Below are 18,044 nucleotides of genomic sequence, written 5' to 3' on the forward strand. Positions count from 1 at the left end.
GTCTCTTAGCGTATAATGTGCCGAAAATCACGTAACGCCGGGCTTAACTATGCTAACCCGGCGTTATCGTGATGCGCCTGAGGGCGTGGTTTTACTCTGGGGAGAGTTCATTTGCGCGTCAGTCGCTCACTCACAATTAAACAAATGGCCATGGTGGCAGCTGTCACCATGGTGTTCGTGTTCGTCTTTTGTTCCATTTTGATGTTCCATTTTGTGCAACAAAACCGTTATGCCACTGCCACTCAGCTGGAAAGCGTCGCCCGCGCCGTCCGCGAGCCGCTCTCGGCCGCCATCCTGAAAGGCGAGATCCCCGAAGCCGAAATGATTTTGGGCCGAATTAAGCCCGCCGGGATCGTGAGCCGCGCCGACGTCGTGCTGCCGAACCAGTTCCAGGCGCTGCGGATGCGCTTTATGGAAGAGCGCCCGGTGCCGGTGATGGTGACTCGCCTGTTCGAGCTGCCGGTGCAAATTTCTCTGCCCCTCTATTCGCTGGAGCGCCCGGCCAACCCGCAGCCGCTGGCCTATCTGGTGCTACAGTCGGACTCTTATCGCTCTTACAAATTCGTCATGAGCGCCCTTGCGACGTTAGTGACTGCTTACTTACTTTTAGTGTTGATGTTGACCGTGGCCATCACCTGGTGCATCAACCGGCTAATCGTAAGGCCACTGCGCGCGCTGACCCGCGAGCTGAATGATGTTCCGCCGCAGGAGCGTGTCAGTCATCAGCTGACGGTGCCGCGCCTGCATCATGATGATGAGCTGGGCATGCTTGCGCGCAGCTATAACCGCAATCAGCAAATCATTCTGCGACAGCACGAAGAGCTGCTCAGCCATTCCACGCGCTCTCCGGTTTCGCATCTGCCGAACAAAGCGTTTTTGCTGGCGCTGCTTGAGCAGACAGTCGCTCATAAAGAAACTACTGCGCTGATGATCGTTGCCTGTGAAACCTTGCAGGACACCGCGGGCGTGCTGCAGGAGAGCCAGCGCGAGATGCTGCTGCTGACGCTGGCGGAAAAACTTAAATCAGTGATTTCGCCGCGCATGGTGCTGGCGCAGGTCAGCGCCTATGACTTCGCGATTCTGGCGCACGGCGTGAAAGAACCCTGGCATGCGATTACATTAGGTCAGCAAGTACTCACTATCGTAAATGAGCGTCTGCCGTTACAGGGCATTCAGCTGCGCCCAAGCGCCAGCATCGGGATCGCGTTGTTTCACGGCGACCTGAGCGCTGAGCAGCTCTATCGTCGGGCCATTTCTGCCGCCTTTACCGCCCGTCGCAAGGGTAAAAATCAAATTGAATTTTTCGATCCCGCGCAGATGGAAAAAGCGCAGCAGCGGCTGACCGAAGAGAGCGATATTCTTTCCGCCCTCGACAATCAGCAGTTTGCCGTGTGGCTGCAGCCGCAGATTGATATCACCAGCGGCAAGGTGTCCAGCGCCGAAGCGCTGCTGCGTCTGCGCCAGGCGGACGGCAGTTGGGAACTCCCGCCCGATTTGATTGAGCGCATCGAATCCTGTGGACTGATGGTCACCATCGGCTACTGGGTGCTGGAAGAGGCGTGCCGCCAGCTGGCAGCGTGGCAGAGCCGCGGCATTATGCTGCCGCTGTCGGTGAACCTCTCGGCCCTGCAGCTGCTGCATCAGGATATGGTAGCCGATATGCTTGAGCTGCTGAATCGCTATCGCATCGCGCGAGGCACCCTGGTGCTTGAAGTCACTGAAAGCCGTCGTATTGACGATCCGAAAGCTGCCGTTGCCATTCTGCGCCCGCTGCGAAACGCCGGGGTACGGATTGCGCTGGATGATTTTGGCATGGGCTACGCGGGGCTGCGCCATCTTCAGCATATGAAGTCGCTGCCGGTGGATATCCTCAAAATCGATAAAATCTTCGTTGAGTCGCTGCCGGATGACACCAGCATGGTATCGGCAATTATTCAGCTGGCCCGTAGCCTGAATCTGAGTATTGTGGCGGAAGGTGTGGAAACGCAGGCCCAGCTGGCGTGGCTGAAGTCAGCCGGCGTGGACGTTGCTCAGGGCTTCCTGTTTGGCCGCGCAACGGCGCCGGATGTGTTTGAAGAGACCTGGCTCTCATCTTCCCGGACGGATGATGCAAGCGCGTAATTGCGTTGCGCGCTTGCGCGAGCCAGCTCAAAGTTTTTAACATTTGCTGCATGATTTGTTTCTGCATTGTTTACTGGATGTTATTTTAAAGCCGCAGGCGAATAAAAACCCTACTTAGCCTGTGGTTTTATCTTAAGGACATCCTATGAAAACCTCTCTGTTTAAAAGCCTCTATTTCCAGGTCCTGACGGCGATTGCAATCGGTATTCTGCTCGGCCACTACTACCCGGAACTGGGCGCGCAAATGAAGCCGCTTGGCGACGCCTTCGTTAAGCTCATCAAAATGGTTATCGCTCCCGTTATCTTCTGTACCGTCGTCACCGGCATTGCAGGGATGGAGAGCATGAAAGCCGTCGGCCGTACCGGCGCGGTGGCGCTGCTCTATTTTGAAGTGGTCAGCACGCTGGCGCTGATTATCGGCCTGATTATCGTCAACGTCGTGCAGCCGGGTGCGGGCATGAACGTCGACCCGGCGACGCTGGATGCGCATGCGGTGGCGGTCTACGCCGAGCAGGCAAAAGATCAGGGCGTCGTCGCCTTCCTGCTGGATGTGATCCCGTCGAGCGTGATCGGTGCGTTTGCCAGCGGCAATATCCTTCAGGTCCTGCTGTTTGCGGTGATGTTCGGCTTTGCCCTGCATCGTCTGGGTAACAAAGGCCAGCTGATTTTCAACGTGATTGAAAGCTTCTCGCAGGTCATCTTCGGCATCATCAACATGATTATGCGTCTGGCCCCGATTGGCGCTTTTGGCGCGATGGCGTTCACCATCGGCAAATATGGCGTCGGCACGCTGGTGCAGCTCGGCCAGCTGATTATCTGCTTCTATATCACCTGTATCCTGTTCGTGGTGCTGGTGCTGGGTTCCATTGCCCGGGCGACCGGCTTTAACATCTTTAAGTTCATCCGCTACATCCGCGAAGAGCTCCTGATCGTGCTGGGTACGTCCTCTTCCGAATCTGCGCTGCCGCGCATGCTTGATAAGATGGAAAAGCTTGGCTGCCGTAAATCGGTCGTCGGGCTGGTGATCCCGACGGGTTACTCGTTTAACCTCGACGGAACCTCTATCTACCTGACGATGGCGGCGGTGTTTATCGCCCAGGCCACCAACAGCCACATGGATATTTTCCATCAGATCACGCTGCTTGTGGTGCTCCTGCTCTCTTCTAAGGGAGCCGCCGGGGTGACGGGCAGCGGCTTTATCGTGCTGGCCGCGACGATTTCCGCAGTGGGCCATCTGCCGGTGGCGGGCCTGGCGTTGATTCTGGGCATTGACCGATTCATGTCAGAAGCGCGCGCGCTGACCAACCTGGTCGGCAATGGCGTGGCGACTATCGTGGTGGCCAAATGGGTGAAAGAGCTGGATTCGAAGAAGCTGGACGACACGCTCAATAACCGCATTCCCGCTGAGAAAGCACAAGAAATTTCCCAATAATCCCGCAACTTATCCTTCATATCTGCCCGTAGTCACTTGATGGACTACGGGCTCCTGCGCATAATTGACCATATTTTTCGTAGAACGTGTGACATTTCATCTTTTACACGGTCTAAACGACGTATTTAGCTCATCAAAATGCGCATGAGTTTTTTTATTACCCGAGATCGTTCGGGTATATAACCAGGATTGTTGATTCAGGGGTTTACATGCAGGGCACAAAAATTCGACTCATAGCGGGCGGTATGCTGATGATGGCAGCCGTGGGCTATGCGCAAGCAGAAGCGCTCCAGCCGGACCCGGCATGGCAACAGGGAACACTGGCGAACGGTTTTCAGTGGCAGGTTTTAGCCACGCCGCAGCGCCCGAGTGACAGAATTGAAGTCCGTCTCCAGGTGAACAACGGTTCACTGAGCGAAATGACGCCGCAGGCGGGCTACAGCCACTTTATCCCGCGTCTTGCGCTGACGCAGAGCGGCAGTTTGCCGACGATGCAGGCTCGTTCGCTGTGGCAGCAGGGCATCGATCCCCAGCATCCGATGCCGCCCGCCATCGTCTCTTACGATTACACCCTTTTCAGCCTGAGCCTGCCGAACAATCGCAATGACCTGCTGAAAGAGGCGCTGACCTGGCTCTCTGACGCCAGCGGCAAACTCAATATCACCCCGGAAGCGGTGAACCATGCGCTCGGTGGTGAAGATATGGTGGTGACCTGGCCGCAGGATCCGAAAGAGGGCTGGTGGCGCTATCGCCTGAAGGGGTCAACGATGCTTGGCCACGATCCGTCTGAGCCGATGAAGCAGCCCGTCGATGCCGAACAGCTGAAAAGTTTCTACCAAAAATGGTACACGCCGGATGCGATGACGCTGATCATCGTCGGCAACGTTGACAGCCGCACCGTGGGCGAACAAATCAATAAAATTTTCGGTGAGCTGAAAGGCAAACGTGAAACGCCTGCGGTGGTACCGACGCTGGCGCCGCTGCCGACGAAAGCCGTCAGCATCATGACCGACGCGGTGCAGCAGGACAGACTGGCCATCATGTGGGACACCTCGTGGGCACCCATTCGTGAATCCGCTGCGCTGCAGCGCTACTGGCGTGCCGATCTGGCGCGTGAGGCGCTGTTCTGGCACGTGCAGCAGAACCTGAGCAAAAGCAACGTCAAGGATATCGGCATCGGGTTTGACTGCCGCGTACTCTATCTGCGCGCCCAGTGCGCGATCAACGTTGATTCCCCGAACGATAAGCTGAACGCGAACCTTGGCCTGGTGGCTCGGGAGCTCGCGAAAGTGCGTGAAGAAGGGCTGACGAAAGAAGAGTTTGATGCCCTGATTGCGCAGAAAAATCTGGAGCTGCAAAAGCTGTTTGCGACCTATGCCCGTACCGACACCAATTTGCTGATTAGCCAGCGCATGCGTGCTTTGCAGAACCAGGTCGTGGATATCGCACCGGAGCAGTATCAGAAGCTGCGCCAGGAGTTCCTGAACTCGCTGACGGTGGAGAGCCTGAACCAGGATCTGCGCCAGCAGCTGTCGCAGGATATGGCGCTCATCCTCCAGCAGCCGAAAGGCGAGCCGGAATACAGCATGAAAGAGTTGCAGGCGACGTGGGATAAGCTGATGGTGCCACCCGCGGCTCCGGCCACCTCGGCGGCTGAAGATCGTCAGGACGTGACGGATATTCCGCCGGCTCAGTAAGTCAGTAATGCCCGGTGGCGCTAACGCCGACCGGGCCTACGAGCTATTGTAGGCCGGGCAAACGCAGTACCGCCCGGCAAAATGCCGCAATCAGACAGGCATTGCCTCACGAGGAATGATCGCCCCGCGATACTGGATCACGGTGCTGGCTGTCAGGTGCCCACGTTGTGCGGCGGCTTCTGCATCACCGCCGGTCAGGCGTACCGCCAGATACCCTGCGCTAAAGGAGTCGCCCGCTGCGGTGGTATCCACAACTTTTTCTTTTGGCAATTTCACCGCCGGAACTTCCACCACGCTTTCGCCTGCCAGCGATACCAGGCAAGACTCTGCGCCGCGCTTAACCACAACTTCGCTCACGCCAGCTTCGTGCGTACGGGCAATCACTTCATCGACCGGCTTCTCGCCCCACAGCGCGTCTTCGTCATCCAGCGTCAGGAAGGCGATATCGGTGCAGGCCAGCATCTGCTGATAGGTCTGCTGAGTCTCTTCACGACTGGCCCACAGGCGAGGACGATAGTTGTTATCAAAAATGACCTTTCCGCCGTTGGCGCGGCATTCGTGCAGCAGGGAGAACAGCTTCGCACGGCTGGCAGGGCTCAGAATCGCCAGGCTGATGCCGCTCAGATAGAGGTAATCAAAGGTCGCCAGCTCTTCGCAGATCGCCGCCGACTGTTCGCTTTCGAGCCAGAATTTCGCTGCCGCTTCGTTGCGCCAGTAGTAGAACGTGCGCTCACCGGTGTCATCGGTTTCGATGTAGTAGAGGCCCGGCATGCGGTCGGCCATGCGCTGAATCAAATGTGTGTCGACGCTTTCATTTTCCCACGCTTCCAGCATCTGCTGGCTGAAGCTGTCGGTGCCGAGCGCGGTGACATAACTCACCTGTAAATCAGCCTGCGCGACCTGGCGGGCAATGTATACGGAGGTATTGAGCGTATCGCCGCCAAATCCACGGTTTACCCGCGAGCCCTTCTCTGACAGCTCAATCATGCATTCGCCAATGACGGCAATTTTTTCAGACATAGTCGTCAAGCCTTATCGAAATCGAAAAATTAGCGGTAGTGTGCGCTGCGGCTGCGGAGGGGTCAACTATATTAAAACAACGTTCCATTATTTTTTTGAACTGACGCCGGTTCTGCTCCAATCCTCCGCGTACAGAAATGCAAAATGCCAAAGGTGAACATAAAGTTCTCACTTTAAGCGCCGATAACCCAATGACGAGTTCCGATAGATTTCCCTTTTACAGGACAGCTGAGATGAAGTTAAAGCAGGTTATCCAGCGGCTAAGCATTCCCGATGCAGGCATTGAAGGCCTCCAGGAGCGGCGCTATTGGCTGGAGTGTGAGCGTGCTTATACTTACCAGCCCATCTACAAAACCGATGGCTCTCTGATGGCGGTCGAAGTACTGACCGTGGTGACCCACCCGGATCACCCCAGCCAACGTATCGCGCCGGACCGCTATTTTGCAGAGGTGGCTGTGCGTCAGCGTATCGACGTTATCAAAGAGCAATTGGCGGTGCTGACGGCAAAACGTACCTTCTTCACCGATAACGGGATCCTGGCATCGGTGAACGTTGACGGCCCGACGCTGCTGGCGATGCGTCAGGATCCGTCGCTGATGGCGCAAATTGAAGGGATCCCGTGGCTGCGCTTTGAGCTGGTGGAGCACATCCGGCTGCCGCAGGATTCCTCTTTTGCTTCACTGTGCGAGTTTGGTCCGCTGTGGCTTGATGATTTCGGTACCGGTATGGCGAACTTCTCGGCGCTAAGTGAAGTGCGGTATGACTACATCAAAGTTGCCCGCGATCTCTTCATCATGCTGCGCAAAACCCCGGAAGGACGCAATCTGTTCGAGCTGCTGATTCAGCTGATGAACCGCTATTGCCAGGGCGTGATTGTGGAAGGGGTTGAAACCCTGGAGGAGTGGCGTGACGTCCAGCAATCCCCGGCACACGCGGCACAGGGCTATTTCCTGTCCCGTCCCGTCCCGCTGTCCACCCTTGAAGAAGTGATACTTAATCTGGCCTGATCTGCCGTCCTTTCTGTCAGCCTCAGCTATAGTCATGAAAGGTGAGGCAAAACAGGAGCGTTTACGGCATGACAAAAACCAGAAAGGTTTTAACCATCACTTTGGCGACGATAGTTCTGCTGATCGTCGTGCTCTGGATAATCATTGCGACCTTCGACTGGAATCGCCTGAAGCCCACCATCAATCAGAAAATGTCGGCTGAGCTGAACCGACCCTTCGCCATTCGCGGCGATTTAGGCGTGGTCTGGGAGCGGCAGCCTGGCGAAACCGGCTGGCGAAGCTGGGTGCCCTGGCCGCATGTTCATGCGGACGACGTTATTCTTGGCAACCCGCCTGATATTCCTGAGATAACCATGGTGCATCTGCCGCGCGTGGAAGCCACTTTGGCCCCCCTGGCGCTGTTTACCAAAACCGTCTACCTGCCCTGGATCAAGCTCGTGCAGCCGGATGCCCGCATTATTCGCCTGTCGGAAAAAACCAATAACTGGACGTTCAACCTTGCTTCCGCCAGCGACAAGCAAAGCAACGCCCAGCCTTCGTCCTGGTCCTTCCGGCTCGATAACATTTTGTTCGATCGCGGGCGGATCAAAGTGGACGATAAAGTGACCCGGGCGGACATTGAGATCTTCGTCGATCCGCTTGGCAAACCGCTGGCATTCAGCGAAGTGACCGGTGAGAAAGGTAAAAGCGACGGGCCGAAGCCGGGCGACTATGTGTTTGGCCTTAAGGCCGATGGGCGCTACAACGGTCAGCCGCTAACCGGCACAGGGAAAATTGGTGGGATGCTGGCGCTGAAAAGCGAAGGCACGCCCTTCCCGGTGCAGGCGGATGTCCACTCCGGCAATACGCGGGTGGCGTTCAGCGGCACGATTAACGATCCGATGAAAATGGGCGGCGTGGATTTGCGCCTGAAATTCTCCGGCGATTCACTTGGCCAGCTGTACGAGCTGACGGGTATCGTGTTGCCGGACACGCCGCCGTTCGAAACGGACGGCCATCTGGTGGCAAAAATCGACACTGAGAAAGGCTCGGTATTTGACTACCGAAACTTCAACGGGCGCATTGGCGACAGTGATATTCACGGCACGCTGAAGTACAGCATGACCAAACCAAGGCCGAAGCTGGAAGGCGATATGGAGTCGAAGCAGCTACGGCTTGCCGATTTAGGTCCGCTGATTGGCGTGGATTCGGGCAAGGGCACCAAAAAGAAAGAGGTGCAGAAAGATCCCCAACCCGCCGGGAAAGTCCTGCCATACGAGCGATTCGAAACGGATAAATGGGACGTGATGGACGCCGATGTACGCTTTAAGGGCGGCAGAATCGAACACGGTGGGACTTTGCCGCTCAGCGATCTCTCCACCCACGTGATCCTTGAGCGCGGCGATTTGCGCCTGCAGCCGCTGAAGTTCGGCATGGCCAACGGCAGCATTAACGCCAGGATCCACCTGGCAGGGAATAAAAAACCCATGCAGGGCGAAGCGGATATTCAGGCCCGGCGGCTGCGGCTGAAAGAGCTGATGCCGAACGTCGAGCTGATGCAGAAGACCCTGGGTGAAATGAACGGGGATGCGCAGCTGCGCGGCACGGGGAATTCCGTGGCGGCGCTGCTGGGTTCCAGTAATGGTAACCTGAAGCTGCTGATGAACGACGGCGTGGTCAGCCGCAACCTGATGGAAATCCTTGGCCTGAACGTCGGTAACTTTATCGTCGGGCAGATATTTGGCGACGACGAAGTGCGTGTGAACTGCGCGGCGGCAAACGTGGATATCCGCAACGGCGTGGCGCGACCGCAAATACTGGCGTTTGATACGGAAAACGCGCTGATTAACGTTACCGGCACCGCGAGCTTTGCGACAGAGCAGATGGATTTGACCATCGATCCGGAGAGTAAGGGGATTCGTATCATCACGCTGCGTTCACCGCTGTACGTACGCGGCACCTTCAAAAATCCGGATTACGGCGTGAAGCCCGGCCCGCTGATTGTACGCGGCGCGGTGGCGGCCGCGCTGGCAACTCTGGTGACGCCTGCGGCGGCGCTGCTGGCGCTGATTTCCCCGTCAGAAGGCGATGCAAATCAGTGCCATGTGATTTTGTCGCAGATGCGGAAGTAGCGGTTTCCCTCTCCCTGTGGGAGAGGGGGAATAAAGGGTAGGCCGGGTAAGCGTTCGCGCCACCCGGCACAAAGGCACTTAAAGCGACTGATGCTTTGTCTCGTGCGTCAACACCAGCGCGATCAGCGTCAGGGCTGCCATTGAGGCCAGATAGTAGCCCACATACGCCAGGCCATAAGCGCCGGTCAGCCAGGCGGCGATGTACGGCGCCACGGATGCTCCCAGAATCGACGACACGTTATAGGAGAAAGATGCCCCGGTGTAACGCACTTCGGTCGGGAACAGCTCCGGCAGCAGCGCGCCCATCGGGCCGAAGGTCAGGCCCATCAGGCTCAGGCCAATCAGCAGGTAGGCCATAATCAGCGCAGGATCGCCGGAGCCCAGCAGCGGCTGGAACACGAACAGGCCAAACAGAATAATCAGCGAGGTGATGGTGATCATACTTCTGCGGCGGCCAAAGCGGTCGGCGAGCAGACCTGCAATCGGCACCATCACGCCAAAGCCAATCACCGCCATCATCAGCATCCACAGCACTTCGTTACGGGGTAAGCCCAGACCATGCGGCACCGCCGCGGTGCTGTAGGTCATGGAATAGACGGTCATGATGTAGAACAACGTGTAGGTTGCCAGCATGATGAAGGTGCCGAGAATGGTGACGCGCAGGTGCTTGCTGAGCAGCGTGCCCATCGGCACTTTCACCTGTTTTTTCGCAGCGGCAACTTTGGCAAACACCGGTGTCTCATGCAGCGAAACCCGAACGTACAGGCCGATGATCACCAGCACCGCAGAGAAGATAAACGGTACGCGCCAGCCCCAGCTCATGAACTGTTCGTCGGTCAGCAGCCAGGAGAGCAGCAGGAACGTGCCGTTGGCGAAGAAGAAGCCGATTGGCGCCCCAAGCTGCGGGAATGAGCCATACAGCGCACGCTTTTTCGGTGGGGCGTTTTCCGTCGCCAGCAGCGCCGCGCCGCCCCATTCACCGCCAAGCCCTAAACCCTGACCAAAACGCGCCAGCGCCAGCAGCATCGGCGCCAGAATGCCGATGGTCTCATAGCCCGGCAGCAGGCCGATAACGACCGTAGAAATACCCATTGTCAGCAGAGACGCTACCAGCGTCACTTTACGACCCACGCGGTCGCCAAAGTGACCAAACAGCGCAGAGCCAATCGGACGCGCGACGAAGGCGATAGCGAAGGTCGCCAGAGACTGCAGCGTGGCGGCGGTTGGGTCGCCCTGTGGGAAGAAGATATGCGGGAAAACGATCACCGCGGCGGTGGCATAAATATAGAAGTCAAAGAACTCGATGGCGGTGCCAATCAGCGAGGCGACCACGACTTTATTGCGTGAATTGACCGGCGCGATGTCCTGTGAATTTTCGAGTGTTGTGGTGGCAGCATTTTGCATAGCATTTTCTTATTTTTGGCGAACGAACGGCCATATTACGCATAGCAAAAGCCGCATTTCAATGTGTAACAAAGCGAGGGGGAGGGTGAAAAATCGGCAAAAAGCGGATAATTTTCAGGCTGGCAGATTCACATCTATGAAATGCTTCACATAAATAATTAATTAGCAGATAAAACCAGTTTTTGGTTAAAGAAAAGTTACCGTCTGGATTTATCTGCTAATAAGGTGCATTGGGGTGAAATTTCACCCCAATGTGAGGTTCAGCGATGGGTTTTGCCCGGCATTCGCGGGTCGTCTTTGTATTCGGCGGTAGCAATCCAGGCGGCGCAGAATAGCGTCAGGCGGGCGAAGAAATAAAAGAACGCCATCAGCCCCAGTACTGAGCCAAAGGCCGCGCCAGACGGTGACTTGACCAGCGCGGGCAGCGTCCAGGTCATGATGATTTTGATCACCTCAAAGCCGATTGCCGCAATAAACGTCCCGCGAATCAGCGCCTTTTTGCGCGGGCGGTGGCGAGGCAGACGCCAGAATATCCAGAAGAACAGCAGATAGTTGGCGAAAATAGAGATAGCCAGGCCAATCAACCGCCAGGCGGGCTTCAGCCACTCAATGTAGTCGAGATAGAGCGCCGAGATGATCATCTGCTGGGCTGCCCCGGAAATGGAGGTGATCGAGAGCGTGACGATCAGCGCCACCAGCAGACCAATCAATGAGATGAAATCGCGGAAGTACTTCACCCAGATTTTTTCCTGGTCCTGGGGCGTACGCTCCCAGACATCGCGCGACTGGGCGCGGATAGCCTCGCGCAGGTTGCCCATCCAGTTAATCCCGGAGTAGAGCGCCACCAGCAGGCCGACGATGCCGACGGTGGTACGCTGCTGCACGGCGGTGTTGATGGTGTTTTTCAGGGTTGCAGCGAGCGTCGGGTCGCTGACGTTAGTCAGGATCTTGTCGAAGATGTCCTGAAGCAGCGTCGGGTGTGAGGCGAGAATAAACCCGCCTGCGGCAAAGGACACCATCAGAATCGGAATCATCGACAGGAAAGAAAAGTAGGTGATGGCTGCACCAAACTGGTTGCCAAGCCTGTCGTTGAAGCGTTCTGCGGCGCGAATCAGGTGAGCAATAATGGGCTGGCGCTGTACTTTTTGCGCGGTGCCCGTCGCTTTGTTCAGCGCACCGGCGGCACGCTGTTTGAGGCCGCTATCAACGGGCTCTTCGGTGTCCATTTTCCTGACGGGATCGTAATCAAGATCCTGCGTGGGGCGTTTTGCGTCGTTATCCGGCGTCATCAGGTGCGTATTCCTTTCTTTTACAACAAAATGAAATTATAGCCGATGAGGTGCTGATCATTTTCTGAAAGCTCACGGATGTCAGTCCACGTAGCTTTTGAGGATCTCCGTCAGCCACTCCATAAACAGATGAACGCGGCGAGAAAGGTTGCGGCGGTGCGGATAAATCAGCGAGACCGGCATCGGCTCAGCGCGGTGCTGCGACAGAATCTCCACCAGCTTGCCGCTGCGCAACGCTTCTTTCACACCGATGCGCGGGACCTGAATAATTCCCAGCCCCGCCAGGCAGGCCGCGTGATAGGTTTCGGTGCTGTTCACCGTCAGTATGCCGCCTGTTTTCAGCCAGCGCGTTTGATTGTCCACGCTGATTTCAAAACCCTGCGGGCGTACGCCCAGGTTGGTGGAGTAATGGACCAGCGCGTGGCTTGCCAGATCGTCAAGCGTTTCCGGATAACCAAAACGCGCCAGATAATCGGGGCTGGCGCAGTTGACGACGGTCAGTTTGCCAATGGGGCGTGCCACTAATCCGGAATCTTTTAGTATGCCCACCCGCACCACGCAGTCGAATCCTTCCCGAATCACATCCACCAGGCGGTCGCTGCTGCTGAGCTCCAGTTCGATGCCCGGATACTGCTGTAAAAAAGCGGGCAGTTTGGGAATGACTAAATTTCGCGCAACGCCAACGGGCATGTCCACGCGCAGTCGTCCGCTGATGCTGGTGGGGTCGTGCTGGAACATACCGTCAAGTTCGTCGAGGTTGCTCAGCAAATCTTTTGCCCGCTCGTAATAGACCATGCCGTCCTGCGTGAGCTGGACGCGGCGCGTTGTGCGGTGCAGCAGGCGGATCCCGAGCAGGTTTTCCAGCGCCTGAACCTGACGCGATACGCTACCCTTTGGCAGGCCCAGCGTATCCGCAGCGCGGGAAAAACTCTCCAGCTCCGCAACGCGAATGAACAGTTGCATTGCGTGTATTTTATCCAAAGCAAACGCCTTTTGTTGTTATCAGTGAAACAATGAAACGTATTTTGCTCTCTTTATTGATTATACATCACCTAATAAGCTTCTTCTCACTGTTCACCTGTCTGAAATGAGGTTGGTTATGACACAACGTATTGCTTTAATCACCGGCGGCAGCCGCGGTCTGGGGAAAAATGCGGCGCTGAAGCTGGCGGCGAAAGGAATTCATGTTCTGCTGACGTACAACAGTAATCAGCAGGAAGCACAAAAAGTTGTCGCTGAAATCGAACAATTTGGCGTGAAAGCGGCGGCATTGCAGCTGAACGTTGCCGATAGCGCAAGTTTCGAAAAATTTGCTGAACAGGTGCAGCAGCAGCTACAGCACACCTGGCAGCGCAGCACGTTTGATTATTTAGTAAACAATGCGGGCATCGGTCTGTACGGCTCCTTCGCCGAGACCAGCGAAGCGGTGTTTGATGAGTTGATGAATATCCATTTCAAAGGTCCGTTCTTCCTCACCCAGCGCCTGCTGCCGATGATTCAGGACGGCGGCCGTATCCTGAACGTCTCTTCCGGGCTGGCTCGTTTTGCTCTGCCGGGCTTTGCGGCCTACGCCTCAATGAAAGGGGCGATGGAAGTGCTGACGCGCTATCAGGCCAAAGAGCTGGGCGCGCGCGGTATTTCGGTCAACATTATCGCGCCAGGCGCAATTGAGACGGACTTCGGCGGCGGCCGCGTGCGGGATAACGCCGAGATGAATCAGCATATTGCTGCGCAAACAGCGCTTGGTCGCACGGGCCTGCCGGATGATATCGGCGGAGCGATTGCGGCGCTGCTGAGCGATGAACTGGGCTGGATGAACGCCCAGCGTATTGAAGTCTCCGGCGGGATGTTCCTTTAATTAACTTACCCTCACCCCGTCCCTCTCCCTAAAAGGGAGAGGGAGAAAATCAAAGGCCGCAGGAATCGGTTCCCTCGCCCCTTTGGGGAGAGGGTTAGGGTGAGGGGAAATATTCGCGCCGTAATAACCCCATCAGCCAGTCATTGTGCCATTCCCCGCTGAGCCAGTAGCTCTCACGCAGCTCGCCTTCCAGCACAAAACCCATTTTCTCCAGCACCCGGCGCGATGCCCAATTTCCGGCTGTGACGGTCGCCGTCAGCCGTCTGAAGTCACCTTCACTAAAGGCATAATCACACACCGCCCGCAGCGACTCGGTGGCGTAACCTTTACCCTGCGCGCCAGGCGCAAAGAGAAAACCAATCTCCGCCATGGTTCTCTCGCGCTGAATAAAACCCGTTAATCCCAGCGGCTCGTGGGTGCCGGCGTCACGCACTATCAGGCAAAGCCAGTGCTCTGCTCCTGGCGACCAGGGCGTAAGGCGCACGTCAAAGGCCTCGCGAATCTCCGCTTCGCTTAGTGCGTCCATGACCTTGCGCATCACCACTCTGTCCTGATAAAGCGACAGAAAGAAAGGCCAGTCCGCTTCTTTCAACATTTCACAGCGTAGCCGTGGCGTGGTGAGGATTATCATCGTGTTTACTCCGGGGCTTTTTATCGGTTTATAGGCGGATTAGCCCTGCCTGTTGTGCGGTAAGCTACTTTGTAACCGTCTAAAAATAAAAATAAAACCCTGTATCTGGCAGGGATACCTTAAGCCTTGAGAAGGAAAACAGATGCACACGGCATCGCACTACTCTGGTGATCAGTTTGAACACTGCCTGGGCGTGATTCGTCAGGCGGCCACTGAGATTCTGTCGCTGCTTAACGTCCATGGCGCGGAGGCAAAGGATCCGCGCTGGTTTCTGGAGCAGCTTGAACAGGCGCGCCTGAACCTCGGCGGCTGGGCAAACGTGGCCCGACGGCTCAACCTCAACGACGCCCAAATCAGCGATTTCACCCTGCAGCTGCGCCATTTGCAGCAAATCGTGCCGGTTTATGAGCGCGGACAGGCGGTGACGGACAACCAGCTGATTGCTGCGCTACGGTTCGTGGCGGCGCTGGAGTTTGTGCGCCAGCAGCAGCCTCTTCTGACGTTTCCCTCGCTGCCGGGTGAAGACGGTAGCGACCGTCAGGAGCAGGCCCAGCGGCAGATGCGGGCGATGACCCTGACGCTGAAGGCGCTTATCGGCCAGGCCTTTCCCGATGCGATGAGGCTGAATGACTCGCTGAAGCTGCAATTTGGCGCGGACAGCGTGCGGCGCTGGCTGGCAAACGGTGATACCGGGGATATCCTCTCCGGGATGTTGTTCAGCGAGCTTGCCCTGCTCATCGTGGATAAAAAGGCGTTTGCCCGCCACTACTCGCCTTTGTTTAATTCTGCCGCTGCGCTGACGTTGTTTGCTGAGCAGCGCGTTACGCTGCATGCGTTTCTGGAAGATTGCCGGGTGATGCGCAACGCCATTCTCGCCCGGCGCCCGCTGACCACCACGGAAATGGCGCTGATCGACAATTACCTGCATCAGATTACCGGCCCGGTTCTGCATGCGTTTGAACAGGGCAGAACGCGGGTCAATCCGATGGCCTTTATGGCGGTCGACAGCAATGAGCTCAATCATTTCTGGGAGAATGCACGCAGCCGTGACCGTGCCCTGGGCGGCGACAACCAGCCGGTGCGTGAAAGCATCGAGCCGCCGAAAAAAAGTCAGGTGCGAAACCCGCAAGAGCGGCACCAGATGATTTCCACTGTACTGTGGGGGGCGGTCGGCGTGGCGATGCTGGGAATGGCGTTTGCCGCGCTGTGGCTGTTTAACAGTACCGCCCCTGTAGAACAGGCAGCGCAGGCCAGCGAATCTTTGGTAGATGCCCCGGAACGGGAAACGCCGTCGCAGCGTGAAAAGCTGGCGAATATGGGCATTACCTGGGATGTGAACAGCCTGCGTTCGGCCATCGATCGCAATGATACGCGAGTCACAACGCTGTTTTTACAGGGTGGAATGACGTGGCAGCTGGCATGGACGGAACAGGCGCAGTCTTTCCGCTACGATGAAGTGCTGGAGCTGCTGCTGCGCTATCGCCTGCAGATGGATGAACCGAAGCCCTGCCGCCGGTTTATCAACACGCTCGGTCACGCTATGGCGAGCGGCGAACCGCTCACTTCTGTGCGCAAATCGTATTTGCAGGCCTTCTGCGCGACGCCCGCAGTGGTGGAGCGCCAGCGCTATAACGTGTCTCAGGCAAAGCTGCGCGCCGATGCGACGCCGGATGCGCAGCATAAAAAATGGCTGAGCATACAGTCAGCCATTTACGATGCGATTGATTAATTCACTCACGGTTCGCCATAGAGGCCCATCAGGCGGCGCACCACGCCGTTGGTCCAGCCGAAGCCGTCCTGCAGCGGGTATTCCCCACCGCCCCCTTCGCGGGGCGTGCTGCTGGCGATGTGATATTTCTCAATCAGCTTATGATGGCGCTGATAAAAATGGTTCACGGTGGTCAGCCAGCTGCGGGCAATCTCATTGCCTAAAGCGTCGTTGCCGTAGAGCTTAAAGCCCTGAATGGCCATCCACTGCAGCGGCGCCCAGCCGTTGGGGAAATCCCACTGTTCGCCGCTCTCGTACTCGGTGGCGAGGATCCCGCCCTGCGTCAGCAGGCGCGTGCGCACTGCTGTATCCAGCTTATCGGCCTGCTCATGCGTCGCCATGCCGACATACAGCGGCACCACGCTGGCAGCAGAGAACAGCCCTAATTGTTCGCGCCGCCAGTCGTAATCACGATAGCAGCCTTGCTCGTCATCCCACAGATAGCGGGTCACCGCCGCCCGGCGCTCGCTGGCCTTATGGCGGAATTCCGCCTCGGTTTCACGGTCGCCTTTCGCACCGGAAATGTTGGCAATCGTATTTTCAAGCTTGAACAAAAACGCGTTCAGATCGATGGGAATGAACTGCGTGGTGCGGATACTGGCAAGCCTTGTGCTGTCGCGTAGCCAGCGGGAGGAGTAGTCCCAGCCGGATTCCGCACCTGCACGGAGATCGCGATAGACCTCGTTCGGTGGGCGACCAGAATGGCGGGCGGTTTCAACGTCCTCAGCCCAGGACTCGTCGCGCGGCGTGTCGCGGTCGTCCCAGTAGCGGTTAAGCAGCGAGCCGTCCGGCATGCGCACCACGTGGCGCCAGGCCTGGTTCGGTAGCAGGTTACCTGCTCCGTCCATCCAGAACTCATACTCCATCTTCAGGTGGTCCAGATACCGCTTCGCCCCGCGCACGCCGTCCTCTTCAAACAGCTCCACCATCAGGGCAAACACCGGTGGCTGCGAGCGGCTGAGATAGTAAGTACGGTTTCCGTTAGGAATATGACCGTAGCGCTCGATCATCCAGGCGAAGTTATCTGCCATGCACTTAAGCAGATCTTCGCGGCCGCTTTCCGCCAGTCCGAGCATGGTGAAGTAGGAATCCCAGTAATAGGTTTCGCTGAAGCGTCCGCCCGGGACGATATAGGCCTGGGGCAGCGCCAGCAGGGAAGACCACGGAATATGATCCTGCGGCTCTCGGGTCAGCACTGACCAGAGCGTGTCGATGTGCTCTTTCAGCGTGCTGTTGGGATTGGAGACGTACAGATCGCCGTCCGTCGCCGGCAGCCAGAAATGCTCCTCAACAAACGCCCGCAGATCAAAACCGGGCTGGCGTTTCCGTTGGCGAAAGCGGATCAGAACGTCCAGCGGATCCATTTTCGGCGCGCAGTCGGGGAAGGTTTTGCTGTCAGTGAAGATCCGCGCTTTCTGCACGCGTTCAAACAGCTCAAGGTAACGGTCGGCGGGCGTCAGCGCATCGGAGGCGGGCATCCCCTCTATCATCTCCGGTTCGGGCTCGACCTCGGATATGTCATCCAGTTTTAACTCGCACGGATCCGTGAGATAGCTGAGCTCAGGCTCGATGGCCTGCACTTCGTCGGTGTCCGGGTTACGTAATTTCTGGTTGAGCATAGCGATAAAAACCTCCGGATAACGTCAAAACTAAGGTGCCATAATATTGGTGCTTAATTAAGCGTAGTCATTCGCTTCGGTCTCAGG

Annotated in this window: 13 protein-coding genes; 7 read left to right on the forward strand and 6 right to left on the reverse strand. The window is 57.0% G+C overall.

The annotated features are described in order from the left end of the window. The first annotated feature begins 111 nt into the window (after positions 1–111). From hmsP to RTU33_RS09375, 3 genes are all read left to right on the forward strand, one after another. Positions 112–2,121: a biofilm formation regulator HmsP gene (gene hmsP / locus RTU33_RS09365; protein WP_312626855.1), complete on the forward strand. Its 2,010-nt coding sequence runs from the start codon at positions 112–114 to the stop codon at positions 2,119–2,121. A gap of 145 nt (positions 2,122–2,266) precedes the next feature. Beyond that, positions 2,267–3,553: a dicarboxylate/amino acid:cation symporter gene (locus RTU33_RS09370; protein ID WP_312626856.1), complete on the forward strand. Its 1,287-nt coding sequence runs from the start codon at positions 2,267–2,269 to the stop codon at positions 3,551–3,553. Positions 3,554–3,762: 209 nt separating this feature from the next. Then, on the forward strand, positions 3,763–5,250 hold the full coding sequence (locus tag RTU33_RS09375; RefSeq protein WP_312626857.1) for a pitrilysin family protein: 1,488 nt from the start codon (positions 3,763–3,765) through the stop codon (positions 5,248–5,250). Between the two features lie 90 nt (positions 5,251–5,340). On the opposite strand, the gene RTU33_RS09380 is transcribed toward RTU33_RS09375, so the two are convergent. Continuing rightward, entirely contained in the window at positions 5,341–6,270 is a 930-nt protein-coding gene (locus RTU33_RS09380) for a sugar kinase (RefSeq protein WP_312626858.1), read from the reverse strand. A gap of 233 nt (positions 6,271–6,503) precedes the next feature. Between RTU33_RS09380 and pdeH the strand changes: the two genes are divergently transcribed. Both pdeH and RTU33_RS09390 read left to right on the forward strand, forming a co-directional pair. Further along, positions 6,504–7,277: a cyclic-guanylate-specific phosphodiesterase gene (pdeH, locus tag RTU33_RS09385; RefSeq protein ID WP_312626859.1), complete on the forward strand. Its 774-nt coding sequence runs from the start codon at positions 6,504–6,506 to the stop codon at positions 7,275–7,277. 68 nt (positions 7,278–7,345) lie between these two features. After that, entirely contained in the window at positions 7,346–9,388 is a 2,043-nt protein-coding gene (locus RTU33_RS09390) for an AsmA family protein (RefSeq protein ID WP_312626860.1), read from the forward strand. A gap of 78 nt (positions 9,389–9,466) precedes the next feature. Here RTU33_RS09390 and RTU33_RS09395 read toward each other — a convergent pair whose 3' ends face one another. The 3 genes from RTU33_RS09395 to RTU33_RS09405 form a co-directional block, all read right to left on the reverse strand. Further along, a complete protein-coding gene (locus RTU33_RS09395; RefSeq protein ID WP_312626861.1) occupies positions 9,467–10,792 on the reverse strand; it encodes an MFS transporter in 1,326 nt (441 codons plus the stop codon). Positions 10,793–11,052: 260 nt separating this feature from the next. Then, positions 11,053–12,081, reverse strand: a complete 1,029-nt coding sequence (yhjD, locus tag RTU33_RS09400; RefSeq protein ID WP_312626862.1) for an inner membrane protein YhjD — start codon at positions 12,079–12,081, stop codon at positions 11,053–11,055. 81 nt (positions 12,082–12,162) lie between these two features. Continuing rightward, complete coding sequence (locus RTU33_RS09405) at positions 12,163–13,062, reverse strand: LysR family transcriptional regulator (RefSeq protein ID WP_312626863.1); 900 nt, start codon at positions 13,060–13,062, stop codon at positions 12,163–12,165. A 118-nt stretch (positions 13,063–13,180) separates the two neighbouring features. On the opposite strand from RTU33_RS09405, the gene RTU33_RS09410 reads away from it, so the two are divergent. Next, the gene (locus RTU33_RS09410) at positions 13,181–13,939 is read left to right on the forward strand and encodes an SDR family oxidoreductase (RefSeq protein ID WP_312626864.1); all 759 of its coding nucleotides are present in this window, start codon (positions 13,181–13,183) and stop codon (positions 13,937–13,939) included. Between the two features lie 94 nt (positions 13,940–14,033). Here RTU33_RS09410 and RTU33_RS09415 read toward each other — a convergent pair whose 3' ends face one another. Next, complete coding sequence (locus tag RTU33_RS09415; protein WP_312626865.1) at positions 14,034–14,570, reverse strand: GNAT family protein; 537 nt, start codon at positions 14,568–14,570, stop codon at positions 14,034–14,036. A gap of 142 nt (positions 14,571–14,712) precedes the next feature. On the opposite strand from RTU33_RS09415, the gene RTU33_RS09420 reads away from it, so the two are divergent. After that, complete coding sequence (locus RTU33_RS09420; RefSeq protein WP_312626866.1) at positions 14,713–16,299, forward strand: STY4199 family HEPN domain-containing protein; 1,587 nt, start codon at positions 14,713–14,715, stop codon at positions 16,297–16,299. Positions 16,300–16,304: 5 nt separating this feature from the next. On the opposite strand, the gene RTU33_RS09425 is transcribed toward RTU33_RS09420, so the two are convergent. Continuing rightward, positions 16,305–17,957, reverse strand: coding sequence for an alpha,alpha-trehalase (locus RTU33_RS09425; RefSeq protein ID WP_312626867.1), 1,653 nt, complete (start codon positions 17,955–17,957; stop codon positions 16,305–16,307). Positions 17,958–18,044: the final 87 nt, after the last annotated feature.

This window comes from Scandinavium sp., assembly GCF_032012665.1.
Lineage (GTDB): Bacteria > Pseudomonadota > Gammaproteobacteria > Enterobacterales > Enterobacteriaceae > Scandinavium.